Origin of the sequence: Photobacterium damselae subsp. damselae, from assembly GCF_038086725.1 — a bacterium.
In the GTDB taxonomy this organism is placed as follows: domain Bacteria; phylum Pseudomonadota; class Gammaproteobacteria; order Enterobacterales; family Vibrionaceae; genus Photobacterium; species Photobacterium damselae.
This window is the reverse complement of sequence record NZ_CP146970.1, coordinates 2,691,752-2,708,171: the sequence shown is the minus strand read 5'-3', so window position 1 is coordinate 2,708,171 and position 16,420 is coordinate 2,691,752. Positions and strand designations below refer to the sequence as shown.

General features: G+C 44.7%; 7 protein-coding genes, 3 tRNA genes and 3 rRNA genes. 9 read left to right on the top strand and 4 right to left on the bottom strand.

Annotated elements, in window-relative coordinates:
* Positions 1-157: 157 nt before the first annotated feature.
* The 9 genes from rluD (at position 158) to WAX86_RS12140 (ending at position 10,371) form a co-directional block, all read left to right on the top strand.
* Positions 158-1,132, top strand: a complete 975-nt coding sequence (rluD, locus tag WAX86_RS12180; RefSeq protein WP_005297860.1) for a 23S rRNA pseudouridine(1911/1915/1917) synthase RluD — start codon at positions 158-160, stop codon at positions 1,130-1,132.
* Between the two features lie 2 nt (positions 1,133-1,134).
* Entirely contained in the window at positions 1,135-1,866 is a 732-nt protein-coding gene (pgeF, locus tag WAX86_RS12175; RefSeq protein ID WP_237035076.1) for a peptidoglycan editing factor PgeF, read from the top strand.
* Positions 1,867-2,033: 167 nt separating this feature from the next.
* Positions 2,034-4,607 (top strand): ATP-dependent chaperone ClpB, encoded by a 2,574-nt coding sequence (gene clpB / locus WAX86_RS12170; protein WP_065170627.1) that lies wholly within the window; start codon positions 2,034-2,036, stop codon positions 4,605-4,607.
* A gap of 470 nt (positions 4,608-5,077) precedes the next feature.
* Positions 5,078-6,629, top strand: a 16S ribosomal RNA gene (locus tag WAX86_RS12165).
* Positions 6,630-6,700: 71 nt separating this feature from the next.
* A tRNA-Ile gene (locus WAX86_RS12160) sits at positions 6,701-6,777 on the top strand.
* 44 nt (positions 6,778-6,821) lie between these two features.
* Positions 6,822-6,897: transfer RNA gene (locus WAX86_RS12155), tRNA-Ala, on the top strand.
* Between the two features lie 236 nt (positions 6,898-7,133).
* Positions 7,134-10,026, top strand: a 23S ribosomal RNA gene (locus WAX86_RS12150).
* A gap of 110 nt (positions 10,027-10,136) precedes the next feature.
* Positions 10,137-10,252 (top strand): 5S ribosomal RNA (gene rrf, locus WAX86_RS12145).
* Together the 16S, 23S and 5S rRNA genes with 3 tRNA genes alongside form the textbook arrangement of a ribosomal RNA operon.
* A 42-nt stretch (positions 10,253-10,294) precedes the next feature.
* Positions 10,295-10,371 (top strand) — tRNA-Asp (locus WAX86_RS12140).
* A gap of 818 nt (positions 10,372-11,189) precedes the next feature.
* Here WAX86_RS12140 and WAX86_RS12135 read toward each other — a convergent pair.
* The 4 genes from WAX86_RS12135 to gadC form a co-directional block, all read right to left on the bottom strand.
* Positions 11,190-11,804 (bottom strand): trimeric intracellular cation channel family protein, encoded by a 615-nt coding sequence (locus tag WAX86_RS12135; protein ID WP_005297863.1) that lies wholly within the window; start codon positions 11,802-11,804, stop codon positions 11,190-11,192.
* A 201-nt stretch (positions 11,805-12,005) separates the two neighbouring features.
* On the bottom strand, positions 12,006-13,406 hold the full coding sequence (locus tag WAX86_RS12130; RefSeq protein WP_005297864.1) for a glutamate decarboxylase: 1,401 nt from the start codon (positions 13,404-13,406) through the stop codon (positions 12,006-12,008).
* A gap of 11 nt (positions 13,407-13,417) precedes the next feature.
* Positions 13,418-14,377 carry a glutaminase A gene (gene glsA / locus WAX86_RS12125; protein ID WP_044174569.1) on the bottom strand — a complete coding sequence of 320 codons (960 nt, stop codon included), beginning with the start codon at positions 14,375-14,377 and terminating at the stop codon, positions 13,418-13,420.
* Positions 14,378-14,387: 10 nt separating this feature from the next.
* Positions 14,388-15,914, bottom strand: a complete 1,527-nt coding sequence (gene gadC / locus WAX86_RS12120) for a putative glutamine/gamma-aminobutyrate antiporter GadC (protein ID WP_075984885.1) — start codon at positions 15,912-15,914, stop codon at positions 14,388-14,390.
* Between the last annotated feature and the right edge of the window lie 506 nt (positions 15,915-16,420).

The window sequence follows — 16,420 nt, the reverse complement described above, 5'->3', positions numbered from 1 at the left end:
TTTCCTTGTTTGAAAATTTTATTTCTACGGATCCATTACGGTCTGACCCGTTAACAGATACAATACTACTATTAGGTTAACACCAAGCAGTCGTTTGGGTTGATATATTTTACGCAGCGTATGGCAATTAGTCTCACGCTTTTTGAAAAAGTTCTCTATGGCACAGCAAATAGAATTAACAAATACAGTAAATGATAGCCAACTAGGCAAGCGTCTCGATCAGGTTATCGCTGAATTATATCCAGATTATTCGCGAACGCGCATTAAAGATTGGATTTTAGCAGGCAAAGTTGCGGTCGATGGCGAAATCATCGATAAACCTCGTATCAAAATGATGGGTGGTGAGCAACTTGTTATTAACGCTGAAATCGAAGATGAAGTTCGTTGGGAAGCTCAGGATATCCCGCTTGATATTGTTTATGAAGATGACGATATCATTGTTATTAACAAACCTCGTGACTTCGTTGTACACCCTGGTGCTGGTACGCCAGATGGTACGGTACTTAATGCTTTATTATGGCACTGTCCTTCTCTTGCTGAAGTGCCTCGTGCGGGTATCGTTCACCGTCTAGATAAAGATACTACGGGTCTGATGGTGGTTGCGAAAACCGTTCAGGCACAAACTCGTTTGGTTCGTGCACTACAAAAACGCAATATCACCCGTGAGTATGAAGCCATTGCAATGGGCAAGATGACAGGTGGTGGTACGGTTGAAAAGGCGATCGGTCGTCACTCAACTAAGCGTACTTGTATGGCAGTCCACGAATTGGGTAAGCCTGCAATCACCCATTACCGTGTTGCAGAGCATTTCCGTGAGCACACTCGTATTGTTCTGCGTCTGGAAACAGGTCGTACGCACCAGATCCGTGTTCATATGTCATATCTGACTCACCCGTTAGTTGGTGATGCTACCTATGGTGGTCGTCCACGTCCGCCGCGTAACGCTTCTGATGAGTTAATCCAAGCATTGCGCGCATTTGACCGACAGGCGCTTCATGCTCGTATGTTACGTCTAACTCACCCAATTACTGGTGAGTTAATGGAATGGCACGCTCCGTTACCAAATGATATGGTGGCGATGATTGATATTCTTCGTAAAGACAAAGAGCTCAACGATGAGGATGATTACTGATTATGTGGATTAAACCAAACTGGCCCGCGCCAACAAATGTCGCAGCAATAAGCACAACACGAGTTGGTGGTGTAAGTTTGGCACCATTTGATCAGTTAAATCTTGGTCTTCATGTTGATGATAACCCGTTAGCGGTTGAACAAAACCGTCAACGGGTAATGCAAAGTTGTCAATTAACACAAACACCAGCATGGTTAAATCAGATCCATAGCCCGACAGTGTTAAACTTATCACAGCCATTAACCGAGACGCCTGATGCTGATGGGAGTTTTACCCGAGTATCAGGACTTGCTTGTGTAGTAATGACCGCAGATTGTTTACCTGTTTTGTTGTGTAATAGCGAAGGGACTGAAGTCGCTGCGGTTCATGCTGGATGGCGAGGGCTTGCTGGTGGTGTGATTGATAATGCAATAGCGCAATTTAGTTCTGAACCAGAGCAGATAATGGCGTGGTTAGGCCCTGCTATTGGCCCTCAAGCTTTTGAAGTTGGAGGAGAGGTAAGAGAGCAATTTATGGCTGAAGATCCTCAAGCACATCTTGCTTTTGTAGCAAATCCTGCTGTTGAAGGTAAATGGTTTGCCGATCTTTACCAATTAGCTCGTCAACGTCTGGCTCGTCATGGTGTTACTCAGGTTTATGGTGGGGAATATTGTACTTACCAAGACCCGCAGTTCTTTTCTTATCGTAGGGCTGCAAGAACGGGTCGTCAGGCTTCCTTAATTTGGTTGCGTTAACCGCTCATAACATTGCGAAAATCTCAAAGGGTGTACCGGATTATGTACGCCTTTTTTTATTTTTAATTTCTATCGATTATTACGCTTGAAAAATACCTTCTCCGAATCCATATAAGAAATATAACGAAATTATTTCGATACAAGATTTCCAATACTGGAGGACATTTATGCGTCTAGATAGATTTACTAGCAAGTTTCAAACAGCGATCTCTGATGCGCAGTCGCTAGCTCTTGGCCGCGACCATCAGTATATCGAACCTGCTCACCTTATGGTGGCTCTTCTTAACCAAGATGGCAGCACGATTCGTCCATTGCTAACCATGTTGGGGGTAGATATTACCCAGCTTCGCTCTCGTCTTGCTGAAATGTTAGATCGCATGCCAAAAGTAACAGGCATTGGCGGTGAGGTTCAGTTATCTCGTGACTTGGGCGCACTGCTTAATATGTGCGATAAATTGGCACAAAAGCGACAAGATAAGTTTATCTCTTCTGAGTTGTTTATTTTAGCTGCAGTTGAAGATAAAGGGCCGCTTGGTCAATTACTGAAAGAATTCCGCCTTACTGCCAATACAGTAGAGCAGGCGATAGATAAAGTTCGTGGTGGTCAAAAAGTGGATGATGCTAATGCAGAAGAGAACCGCCAAGCGTTAGAGAAATACACTGTTGATTTAACTGCGCGAGCTGAACAAGGTAAGTTAGATCCTGTCATTGGTCGTGATGAAGAAATTCGTCGTACTATTCAGGTGTTGCAACGCCGTACTAAAAATAACCCGGTTCTTATTGGTGAACCAGGTGTGGGTAAAACAGCCATCGTTGAAGGTTTGGCTTTACGTATCGTCAATGGTGAAGTACCAGAAGGATTGCGTAATAAACGTGTTCTTTCCCTTGATATGGGTTCACTGATTGCTGGTGCTAAGTTCCGTGGTGAATTCGAAGAGCGTTTAAAAGCCGTGCTCAATGAGCTATCGCAAGAAGACGGTAGTGTGATTCTCTTTATCGATGAGATCCATACTATGGTTGGTGCGGGTAAAGGCGAAGGCTCAATGGATGCAGGTAATATGTTAAAGCCTGCGCTAGCTCGTGGTGAACTTCACTGTGTCGGTGCTACAACGCTTGATGAATACCGTCAGTACGTAGAGAAAGACCCAGCTCTTGAGCGTCGTTTCCAAAAAGTGCTGGTGGAAGAGCCAAGTGTTGAAGATACCATTGCAATTTTACGTGGTTTGAAAGAGCGTTATGAGCTTCATCACCATGTTGAAATTACGGATCCTGCAATCGTTGCTGCGGCAACACTGTCTCATCGTTATATCTCAGATCGACAGTTACCTGATAAGGCGATTGATTTAATTGATGAGGCTGCATCAAGTATTCGTATGCAGATTGACTCTAAGCCTGAGTCTTTGGATCGTCTTGAGCGTCGTATTATTCAACTTAAGATAGAGCAACAGGCGTTAGAAAAAGAGAGTGATGAAGCAAGTCAAAAACGTTTGAGTGATTTGCTAGAAGAGCTGGATCTTAAAGAGCGTGAATATGCTGAGCTTGAAGAAGTGTGGAATGCTGAAAAAGCTGCACTATCTGGTACTCAACATATTAAGGCTGAACTTGAACAGGCTCGTACCGATGTTGAAATCGCACGACGTGCAGGCGATCTAAATCGTATGTCCGAATTGCAATATGGACGTATTCCTGAATTAGAGAAGCAACTTGATTTAGCCGCTCAAGCAGAAATGCAGGAGATGACGTTACTGAAAAATAAAGTAACGGATACTGAAATTGCTGATGTGCTATCAAAAGCAACGGGTATTCCTGTGGCTAAAATGCTGGAAGGTGAGCGTGATAAGTTACTTCGTATGGAAGAAGAGTTGCACCGTCGAGTCATTGGTCAGAATGAAGCGGTAGATGCGGTTGCCAATGCGATTCGCCGTAGTCGAGCGGGTCTTGCTGATCCAAATCGTCCAATTGGTTCTTTCTTATTCTTAGGTCCAACAGGGGTTGGTAAAACCGAACTGTGTAAGTCACTGGCTAACTTCTTATTTGATAGTGAAGATGCCATGGTTCGTATTGATATGTCTGAGTTTATGGAGAAACACTCTGTATCTCGTCTTGTTGGTGCGCCTCCAGGCTATGTGGGTTATGAAGAAGGGGGTTATTTAACCGAGGCGGTTCGTCGTCGCCCTTATTCTGTTGTTCTACTTGATGAAGTTGAAAAAGCACACCCTGATGTATTTAATATTTTACTTCAGGTATTAGATGATGGTCGTCTAACTGATGGTCAAGGTCGTACTGTTGATTTCCGTAATACGGTGATCATTATGACGTCAAACCTAGGTTCAGATCGTATCCAAGAGCATTTTGGTAGCTTGGATTATGAAGGCTTAAAAGCATTGGTTATGGATGTTGTTGGTCAACATTTCCGTCCAGAATTTATTAACCGTGTTGATGAGACTGTTGTATTCCACCCATTGGGTCAGGACAATATTAAGCATATTGCAAATATTCAGTTGGCACGTTTACAGAAACGTTTAGCGGAAAAAGATTACCGCCTTGATGTTGATGAAAGTGCTTTAGATTTGATCGCTGAAGCTGGTTTTGACCCTGTATATGGTGCTCGTCCACTTAAACGTGCGATTCAGCAATATATTGAGAATGCATTAGCACAAGATATTCTTTCCGGTAAATTACTTCCTGGTAAAGTGATTGTGGTGAGTGCTGAAGACGGCCAGATTGTCGCTAAACAGTAATCTTTAATTAATGTCATCTGGAAAAGCGCCTTATTCATATGGAGTAGGGCGCTTTTTTATTGCGGTTGAGTAATATTTGAAGTCGGTTTTGATGCTTTCATTTGAATGCTTCACTTGATAATTATCGTCGAATAGGGCGGATATTCTGCAAATTAGTGCAATCTTGGTTGCATCTTAAGCGGTTGGTAAATTATTTGGTTTTTATGCTTGTCAGAAAAGAAAATCTCCCTATAATGCGACCTCACTGACACGGACGACGGCGCAAGCGGTTACCGAAAGTCAGTATTGTTCTTTAACAATTTGACCATGCAATCTGTGTGGGCACTCGTGAAATGATTTAGTCTAAAAGATTTAATCAATGAAACTGAGTGACCAAATTGATACTTCGGTATCAGCACAGTCAATTCATTCATCATTTATGATGAATTAACAGTATTCATTGAGCCGTATCGTCAGATACAACAAAACTTTAATTGAAGAGTTTGATCATGGCTCAGATTGAACGCTGGCGGCAGGCCTAACACATGCAAGTCGAGCGGCAGCGACTTAACTGAACCTTCGGGGAACGTTAAGGGCGGCGAGCGGCGGACGGGTGAGTAATGCCTGGGAATATGCCCTGATGTGGGGGATAACTATTGGAAACGATAGCTAATACCGCATAATCTCTTCGGAGCAAAGAGGGGGACCTTCGGGCCTCTCGCGTCAGGATTAGCCCAGGTGGGATTAGCTTGTTGGTGAGGTAATGGCTCACCAAGGCAACGATCCCTAGCTGGTCTGAGAGGATGATCAGCCACACTGGAACTGAGACACGGTCCAGACTCCTACGGGAGGCAGCAGTGGGGAATATTGCACAATGGGGGAAACCCTGATGCAGCCATGCCGCGTGTGTGAAGAAGGCCTTCGGGTTGTAAAGCACTTTCAGTAGGGAGGAAGGTAGTGTAGTTAACACCTGCATTATTTGACGTTACCTACAGAAGAAGCACCGGCTAACTCCGTGCCAGCAGCCGCGGTAATACGGAGGGTGCGAGCGTTAATCGGAATTACTGGGCGTAAAGCGCATGCAGGCGGCCTGTTAAGTCAGATGTGAAAGCCCGGGGCTTAACCTCGGAATTGCATTTGAAACTGGCAGGCTAGAGTCTTGTAGAGGGGGGTAGAATTTCAGGTGTAGCGGTGAAATGCGTAGAGATCTGAAGGAATACCAGTGGCGAAGGCGGCCCCCTGGACAAAGACTGACGCTCAGATGCGAAAGCGTGGGGAGCAAACAGGATTAGATACCCTGGTAGTCCACGCCGTAAACGATGTCTACTTGGAGGTTGTGGCCTTGAGCCGTGGCTTTCGGAGCTAACGCGTTAAGTAGACCGCCTGGGGAGTACGGTCGCAAGATTAAAACTCAAATGAATTGACGGGGGCCCGCACAAGCGGTGGAGCATGTGGTTTAATTCGATGCAACGCGAAGAACCTTACCTACTCTTGACATCCAGAGAAGCTTGAAGAGATTCGAGCGTGCCTTCGGGAACTCTGAGACAGGTGCTGCATGGCTGTCGTCAGCTCGTGTTGTGAAATGTTGGGTTAAGTCCCGCAACGAGCGCAACCCTTATCCTTGTTTGCCAGCACTTCGGGTGGGAACTCCAGGGAGACTGCCGGTGATAAACCGGAGGAAGGTGGGGACGACGTCAAGTCATCATGGCCCTTACGAGTAGGGCTACACACGTGCTACAATGGCATATACAGAGGGCAGCAAGACCGCGAGGTGGAGCGAATCCCAGAAAGTATGTCGTAGTCCGGATCGGAGTCTGCAACTCGACTCCGTGAAGTCGGAATCGCTAGTAATCGTGGATCAGAATGCCACGGTGAATACGTTCCCGGGCCTTGTACACACCGCCCGTCACACCATGGGAGTGGGCTGCACCAGAAGTAGATAGCTTAACCTTCGGGAGGGCGTTTACCACGGTGTGGTTCATGACTGGGGTGAAGTCGTAACAAGGTAGCCCTAGGGGAACCTGGGGCTGGATCACCTCCTTACAAAAAAGACTGCGTTTTACGCAGTGTCCACACAGATTGCTTGGTTAATAGTAAAGAACGCAAAAAGACTTGGGTCTGTAGCTCAGGTGGTTAGAGCGCACCCCTGATAAGGGTGAGGTCGGTGGTTCGAGTCCACTCAGACCCACCACTTTCTCTCCCAGAGAAAGTGATGGTTAAGTCTTTTGTTTCGATGGGGTTATAGCTCAGCTGGGAGAGCGCCTGCCTTGCACGCAGGAGGTCTGCGGTTCGATCCCGCATAGCTCCACCACTTCTTAAACACACTACCTAGTGTCTTTAAGAAGTGGTTCGAAAGAAACACAATGCTCTTTAACAATCTGGAAAGCTGACTAGTAAATTCAATCGAATGATTGATTTATTTTAAGTTTTTATCGAAAGATAAAAACGAGTTCTCAAAACAAACACATTCAAGTGTCTTGTGTAAGAGTCCGGCGAAAACATAAAAACCTTGGTTGTTGAGCCATACGAAACCTCTTGGGGTTGTATGGTTAAGTGACTAAGCGTACACGGTGGATGCCTGGGCAGTCAGAGGCGATGAAGGACGTACTAACTTGCGATAAGCGTAGATGAGGCAGTAAGAGCCACTTGAGTCTACGATTTCCGAATGGGGAAACCCAACTGCATAAGCAGTTATCTCAATGTGAATTCATAGCATTGTGAGGCGAACCGGGGGAACTGAAACATCTAAGTACCCCGAGGAAGAGAAATCAACCGAGATTCCGGCAGTAGCGGCGAGCGAAACCGGATTAGCCCTTAAGCTAATCTTGCGTTAGGTGAACATGCTGGAAAGCATGGCAATAAAGGGTGATAGCCCCGTAACCAACAACGCTTTATCAGTGAAATCGAGTAGGACGGGACACGTGTTATCCTGTCTGAATATGGGGGGACCATCCTCCAAGGCTAAATACTCCTGACTGACCGATAGTGAACCAGTACCGTGAGGGAAAGGCGAAAAGTACCCCTGTGAGGGGAGTGAAATAGAACCTGAAACCGTGTACGTACAAGCAGTAGGAGCAGGCTTGTCCTGTGACTGCGTACCTTTTGTATAATGGGTCAGCGACTTAATTTTAGTAGCAAGGTTAACCATCTAGGGGAGCCGTAGGGAAACCGAGTCTTAACTGGGCGTCATAGTTGCTAGGATTAGACCCGAAACCGAGTGATCTAGCCATGGGCAGGTTGAAGATTGAGTAACATCAATTGGAGGACCGAACCGACTAATGTTGAAAAATTAGCGGATGACTTGTGGCTAGGGGTGAAAGGCCAATCAAACTCGGAGATAGCTGGTTCTCCCCGAAAGCTATTTAGGTAGCGCCTCGGACGAATACTACTGGGGGTAGAGCACTGTTAAGGCTAGGGGGTCATCCCGACTTACCAACCCTTTGCAAACTCCGAATACCAGTAAGTACTATCCGGGAGACACACGGCGGGTGCTAACGTCCGTCGTGAAGAGGGAAACAACCCAGACCGCCAGCTAAGGTCCCAAAGTTATAGCTAAGTGGGAAACGATGTGGGAAGGCTCAGACAGCCAGGATGTTGGCTTAGAAGCAGCCATCATTTAAAGAAAGCGTAATAGCTCACTGGTCGAGTCGGCCTGCGCGGAAGATTTAACGGGGCTAAGCTATACACCGAAGCTGCGGCAATGTGCTTTGCACATTGGGTAGGGGAGCGTTCTGTAAGCCGTTGAAGGTGTGTTGTAAAGCATGCTGGAGGTATCAGAAGTGCGAATGCTGACATGAGTAACGACAAAGGGAGTGAAAAACTCCCTCGCCGGAAGACCAAGGGTTCCTGTCCAACGTTAATCGGGGCAGGGTGAGTCGACCCCTAAGGCGAGGCCGAAAGGCGTAGTCGATGGGAAACGGGTTAATATTCCCGTACTTCTTACTATTGCGATGGGGGGACGGAGAAGGCTAGGTGAGCCTGGCGACGGTTGTCCAGGTCCAAGTACGTAGGTGGATGAATTAGGCAAATCCGGTTCATCATTAACACTGAGATACGATGTCGAGCTACTACGGTAGCGAAGTCATTGATGCCATGCTTCCGGGAAAAGCCTCTAAGCTTCAGATAGTAAGAAATCGTACCCCAAACCGACACAGGTGGTCGGGTAGAGAATACCAAGGCGCTTGAGAGAACTCGGGTGAAGGAACTAGGCAAAATGGTACCGTAACTTCGGGAGAAGGTACGCTCTTAACGGTGAAGTCCCTCGCGGATGGAGCTGTCGAGAGTCGCAGATACCAGGTGGCTGCAACTGTTTATTAAAAACACAGCACTGTGCAAAATCGAAAGATGACGTATACGGTGTGACGCCTGCCCGGTGCCGGAAGGTTAATTGATGGGGTTAGACGTAAGTCGAAGCTCTTGATCGAAGCCCCGGTAAACGGCGGCCGTAACTATAACGGTCCTAAGGTAGCGAAATTCCTTGTCGGGTAAGTTCCGACCTGCACGAATGGCGTAATGATGGCCACGCTGTCTCCACCCGAGACTCAGTGAAATTGAAATCGCTGTGAAGATGCAGCGTACCCGCGGCTAGACGGAAAGACCCCGTGAACCTTTACTACAGCTTGGCACTGAACATTGACCCTACATGTGTAGGATAGGTGGGAGACTTTGAAACGCAGACGCCAGTTTGCGTGGAGTCGTCCTTGAAATACCACCCTTGTAGTGTTGATGTTCTAACTTGGCCCCATTATCTGGGGTGAGGACAGTGCCTGGTGGGTAGTTTGACTGGGGCGGTCTCCTCCCAAAGAGTAACGGAGGAGCACGAAGGTGGGCTAATCACGGTCGGACATCGTGAGGTTAGTTGCAATGGCATAAGCCCGCTTAACTGCGAGAATGACGGTTCGAGCAGGTGCGAAAGCAGGTCATAGTGATCCGGTGGTTCTGTATGGAAGGGCCATCGCTCAACGGATAAAAGGTACTCCGGGGATAACAGGCTGATACCGCCCAAGAGTTCATATCGACGGCGGTGTTTGGCACCTCGATGTCGGCTCATCACATCCTGGGGCTGAAGTCGGTCCCAAGGGTATGGCTGTTCGCCATTTAAAGTGGTACGCGAGCTGGGTTTAGAACGTCGTGAGACAGTTCGGTCCCTATCTGCCGTGGGCGTTGGATGATTGAGAGGGGCTGCTCCTAGTACGAGAGGACCGGAGTGGACGAACCTCTGGTGTTCGGGTTGTGTCGCCAGACGCATTGCCCGGTAGCTAAGTTCGGAATCGATAACCGCTGAAAGCATCTAAGCGGGAAGCGAGCCTCAAGATGAGTCATCCCTGATACTTTAAGTATCCTAAAGGGTTGTTGGAGACTACGACGTAGATAGGCAGGGTGTGTAAGCGCTGTGAGGCGTTGAGCTAACCTGTACTAATTGCCCGTGAGGCTTAACCATACAACACCCAAGGGGTTTTATCGGACTCCACAAACACTTGAATGTAAGTTTAAGAACCAGTTAACTTTCCCAGATTGCTATTTCAAGCGCTGCTTGAAATAAAGAATTTGCTTGGCGACCTTAGCGCTGTGGTCCCACCTGAATCCATGCCGAACTCAGAAGTGAAACGCAGCAGCGCCGATGGTAGTGTGGGGTCTCCCCATGTGAGAGTAGGACATCGCCAAGCGCCCAATTTAAACTATCGTACTGAACACACGGTAGTTTGAGTGGAGCGGTAGTTCAGTTGGTTAGAATACCGGCCTGTCACGCCGGGGGTCGCGGGTTCGAGTCCCGTCCGCTCCGCCACTTATTTAGAAAAGCCTGATTCGAAAGAGTCAGGCTTTTTTTCGTTATATGCTTTATAAATAAAAGATAGATGAAAGTTGAGCGGTAGTTCAGTTGGTTTGCTTTTTGTTTAAGAGCAAGCCGGCCTGTCACGCCGGAGGTCGCGCTGATGTTCGGTATAGCAGTCCCGTCCGCTCCGCCACTTATTTAGAAAAGCCTGATTCGAAAGAGTCAGGCTTTTTTTCGTTATATTGATTTAGAAATAAAAATAGATAAAAGTTGAGCGGTAGTTCAGTTGGTTTGCTTTTTGTTTAAGAGCAAGCCGGCCTGTCACGCCGGAGGTCGCGCTGATGTTCGGTATAGCAGTCCCGTCCGCTCCGCCACTTATTAAGAGAAAGCCTGATTCGAAAGAGTCAGGCTTTTTTTCGTTATATGCTTTATAAATAAAAGATAGATGAAAGTTGAGCGGTAGTTCAGTTGGTTTGCTTTTTGTTTAAGAGCAAGCCGGCCTGTCACGCCGGGGGGCGCTGATTTTCGGTATAGCAGTCCCGTCCGCTCCGCCACTTATTTAGAGAAAGCCTGATTCGAAAGAGTCAGGTTTTTTTCGTTATATGCTTTAGAAATAAAGATAGATAAAAGTTGAGCGGTAATTCAGTTGGTTTGCTTTTTGTTTAAGAGCAAGCCGGCCTGTCACGCAGGGGGACGCGCTGATGTTCGGTATAGCAGTCCCGTCCGCTCCGCCACTTATTTAGAGAAAGCCTGATTCGAAAGAGTCAGGCTTTTTTTCGTTATATGCTTTAGAAATAAAAGATAGATAAAAGCTGAGCGGTAGTTCAGTTTTATTTCAATAGTAGATAACTTGGAAACGTTTTTTTCTTAACCACAATATACATACGTAAGAAAATAATGAGAGCAATACAGATAATGGTATTGATATCAGCATTCATCCCCAAATGAGAGAACACCACAAATAAGGTGCAGCCTAAGATAACAGGAGTGGCATAAAACTCAGTGTTATTAAACATGGTGGGGCGGTTAACAATAATGTCTCTGACAACACCACCAAATACGGCTGTTACCATACCCATAGTTATTGCGACATAAGCGGCATAATCTTGATGAATCATGTTTTTTGTTACAAGTACTGAAAACATCGAAATACCAATCGCATCCAAGACGATGATAAGACGCTCAGCTTTTAATTTCCGTAAGGATCCTGCAATAAAAAAGCCAATTAAAGAGCTAATTAAAGCGGCCCAAAAATACGAAGGATCTTTGATCCAGAAAACTTGGTCAGTCGATAAGATAACATCGCGAACTGTACCGCCACCTAATGCCGTTACCCATCCCAGCACTAAAACACTGATGATATCTTTTCCCCGATTGGCTTCACTGATCACAGCACTCAGTGCAAAAGCGCAAATACAGATAAGTTCTATGATATGGACAAACATAGTTGAGATCTCATGGAAAATTTCAAGACAGAAATAGAACTAAACCTGCTCTATCTACGTTTTATGAGATACCACCTCACAATTTAGTGATAAACAATATGTTGTTTTTATAATGCTAAAGGCCAACTGTAGAGACAATTGGCCTTTCAATTACCCTAATTTAATAAATAAGTTAGGTTTTTTAAAGAGCAGTAAGAAGTCTTAGCGACCACTATGATCAAATGATTTTACATCGGCTTCACTGCATTTAGTTGTACCGTGAGTTTGTAGAAACTCGATGCTGCGAGTGAAGTCTTTAATGAGTAGATTTGCAAGGTCTTGTGAGAATCCTTGTTTAACCAAAATACGTTGCACCACAATATTTTGTGCGTTGGCAGGTAAGCTATAAGCAGGCACTAACCAACCACGGGTACGTAGTCGATCTGCAAGATCGTATAGGCTAAATGAAACATTCGCATGATCTTTTAATCGCCACGAGATAGCAGGAATACCTTTTTTAGGGTTACCATCAAAAATAAACTCAAAGAGATCGAATTTATTGAGCTCTTGTACTAGGTAGCGACATACGTCATAGCTTGAATTGTGGATACGTTGGTAACCTTCGTAGCCTAGACGAAGAAAATCATAGTATTGAGCAATGATTTGTCCTGCAGGGCGAGAGAAGTTCAATGCGAAAGTTGGCATGTCTCCGCCTAAATAGTTCACGTGGAAAATCAAACCTTCAGGAAGATCTTCTTTACTACGCCAAACAACCCAACCACAACCGACAGGAGCTAAACCGAACTTATGGCCTGAGGTACTGATAGATTTCACACGCTCTAGACGGAAATCCCATGGCTCAATATCAGTCGCGCAGAATGGTGCTAACATACCACCACTGGCACCATCAACGTGAATATCAATAGAGTTACCAGTATCATGCTCGTAAGTATCAAGTGCATCAGACAATGGTTTTACAGTTTCATATAGACCCGTAAAGGTTTGACCGAAGGTTGGGACAACCATAATAGTATTGGCATCAACCAGCTCCAACATGTCTTCAGGTGTCATCATATAGTGACCATCATCCATTTTGGTTTGACGCATTTCAATATCCCAGTAACGGGCAAATTTTTCCCAACAGACTTGTACTGGGCCACATACCATATTTGGCTTATCAGTTGGTTGACCTTCAGCCTGACGTTTTGCACGCCAACGCCAAAGAGCGGCCAAACCACCTAACATACACGCTTCACTTGAACCGGTTGTTGAAGTACCAATGGTCGTAACTGAATCAGGTGAATTCCATAAATCCGCTAGAATATGAACACAGCGGTTTTCAATTTCAGCAGATTGAGGGTATTCATCTTTGTCGATCATGTTCTTGTCGATAGAAAGATCCATCAATTTATGTACTTCATCTTCTTCCCAAGTTTGGCAGAAGGTTGCTAGGTTTTGACGAGCATTACCATCAAGATAGAGTTCGTCTCGAATCATTTGATAGATAGCTTGTGGTGATTGCTCTTGCTGAGGCATTTTTTTGCTAGAGGCAATATGAGAAAGTGCATCGGATCCAAAAATAGGGTCTGCGCCTTGTTCACGGTTAACTTCATGAATAGCCATAATTATGTGTCCTATTTGGTTGTTGCGAAGTGTTGAGTACAGTTAAATAGATTCCAGCCCATGGTTTTAGCAACTTGCTTAATCATCAACTGGCCTCGAACACTATTGCCATATTTATCTAATCGAGGTGAGAATGCGGCGATTGCACCAACATTTGGAATCACGCTAAGTAATCCACCGCCAACACCACTTTTACTTGGTAAACCAACGCTATATGCCCAATCACCAGAAGTATCATAAAGACCTTCCATAACCATTTCGGCAAGAATATGGGGAACGTTAGTTTGATGTAATACTTGTTCTTGACTGATAGGGTTTACACCACCATTTGCCAATGTTGCACCTACTGTTGCTAGACTGACGCAATCAAATAGGGTTGAACATTGACGGGTATAGACTTCACAAGCTTCTAATGGATCGGAATAGATTCGATTTGATGAAGCTAGCAGTAAAGCTATTGCCCTATTATGTAAATTTGTTGTTTGTTCTGAATTATTCACTTCTTCAGAGAGTAGGATTTGAGTCGCAGCTAATCGGCTTTGGAACTCAATAATTTGTTGCCATCTATCTTCTTTATCTGATGCATCGATAAGACTTGCAGTTGCAATTGCACCTGCATTGACCAATGGAGTCAGTGGTTTACCTTTATGCAGTTCTAAAGCTAAAACTGAATTAAAAGGTAACCCTGTTGGATCTGCCCCAATTTTACTTTGAACTGAATGGGCACCAACTTGTTCTAATGCTAGACCCATTGTCATAATTTTTGAGATTGACTCTATGGCAAATGGGTAATGAGCATCGTAAAGATCAATGATTTCACCGGTTACGGAAACAAACGCAATACCACCAAGATTACTGGGTACGGAATCTAAATAAGGAATATAAGAGGCATTTTTACCTTCATGGTTATCCTTATAGTGTTCAAACGCTTGTTCCATTACTGTTCTAATATCATGCTGACAACTGGACATACTCCACTCCTTATTTTGCATTATGTAGTGTATGAGTTGCTTTATCAGAAGGGTTAATCACCCCTGGGTGGATATTTTCAATTTCCCACGTAAATGGTGCAAAGTCGGTGACTTCGGGATCTTTCCAGTGTGGTTTACGAGCTTTGTAAATAAATAGTGGAACAGAAACAAAGACAACAGTTAGTACCACTAAGAAGCCAACATATTCTGCAGGGCTACCAACAGAGATTTGGCTTGGTGGGATGAATGAGAATAGAAACGCGGTTAATGAACCAATAAAGCCAAGACCACCAATTAACCACATACCTGAGTTTTCTTTACCTGGGATACGGTATGGACGTGGACGGTTTGGTTGGCTATAACGAAGGTGAATCGCCGCTGCAAACATCAATAGATACATGATGAGGTATAAAACAACCGTTAACTGACTAAGGATTTGGTAAGCCGCTTGTACTGATGGTAAGACAACAAATACGGTTGAAATCAAGGTAACCAATAGAGCTTGAGCAAGCATGATGTGAGTTGCCATACCGTGTTTGTTAGTGTATTGCCAAAAACGTGGAAGATAACCACCTTTTGCGACCACAAGTAGACCAGATGAAGGACCTGCAACCCAGCCAACAACACCTGCTAGAACACCAAGAGCCAAACATGCCGCCATAATTGGTGCGGCCCAGCTGATACCCGCCCAAGCAAACATATCATCATATGCAACTAATAGGCTTTGAGTTAAGTTGATGTCTTTTTGTGGGATAACAAAAGCGATGGCTAATGTACCTAATACGAAAACACAAACGGTACCAATGGCTGCAATAGCGATAGCGATAGGGTAGTTTCGAGGTGCATTATCAACTTCTTTTACGTGGATGGCGTTCATTTCCATACCGGCATAGAACAAGAAGATACTGGCAGCGAGAACCACATTATTGAAGTTGGTAAAGTCTGGAATCACTTTATCCCAGCTTAAATCAATCTGTGGCGTATTTCCGGCAAAGACATAAGAAAAGCCAAGAACAATCAGAATGATACCTGGAATTACAGTACCAATCATGCCGCCCCATTTAGCCACTTTTGAGAAAGCTGCTGTACCATGAAGGGCAATAAAGGTTGCTATCCAATAGATGGCTAACACAATACCTAAGACAAAGAATTTATTCTGAGATAGGGCTTGGTCCCAAGTTTGATCTGGGCCAACAAAAGCAAGAGAAACAGAACCGAATGTTAGAGCGGTTGGAAACCAAACTGTAACTTCAATCCATAACATAAACATAGCGATAAGAGCAAAACGGGGACCGAACGCCTCACCAACCCAGCGGAAAACACCGCCTTTTTCTGACCAACCAGTTGCTAATTCAGCGGCAACAAGAGATACCGGAACGAGGAATACCACTGCTGCAAAAATATAGTAGAAGATCGAACTTAAACCATATTCAGCTTCGGCTGGTAATCCACGTAAACTTACCACAGCGACAATATTCAACATCGCAAGGGCAAAGATACTGATCCCTTTTTTATTCGCTGAGTTTAAATTTGCCATAATTTAAAACCCTTATACATAGTGCGCTAAACAAAGCGGCTCCACAGTACTGCTTGAAGTCAACTTTCCCTTTTTTTCGAATGTTATGTTATTTAACCGAATGAATTTTTAGTTAAATTGAACAGTGGACAAAAAGTAGCACCATGGTTTTGTATAAGGTATGCTCAATATGGTTATATAACATTCCATATTTGATCTTATTTGCATTTAGCATGATCTTATGTTGTTTTTCTTATGTTTTATTGTTGATTTATTTAGCCTGTAAATTGTTCTATTGTGATAAATAGAATATTTACGTGGTATGAGATAGGGATCACAGAATTGCTAATAAGGTATTTTGTGAAGAGTTGGAATTAAATTTGCTAGTAGATTTAAGCTTTTATTGAAATTGCATAAATTAATGGATTATGCAAAAAATATGCATTAAAAGTAGAGGGCTAAATGGACGCATTTATGTGCTCAAATATAGCGAATGAATATAAAAATGCCGCAAATATTATGCGGCA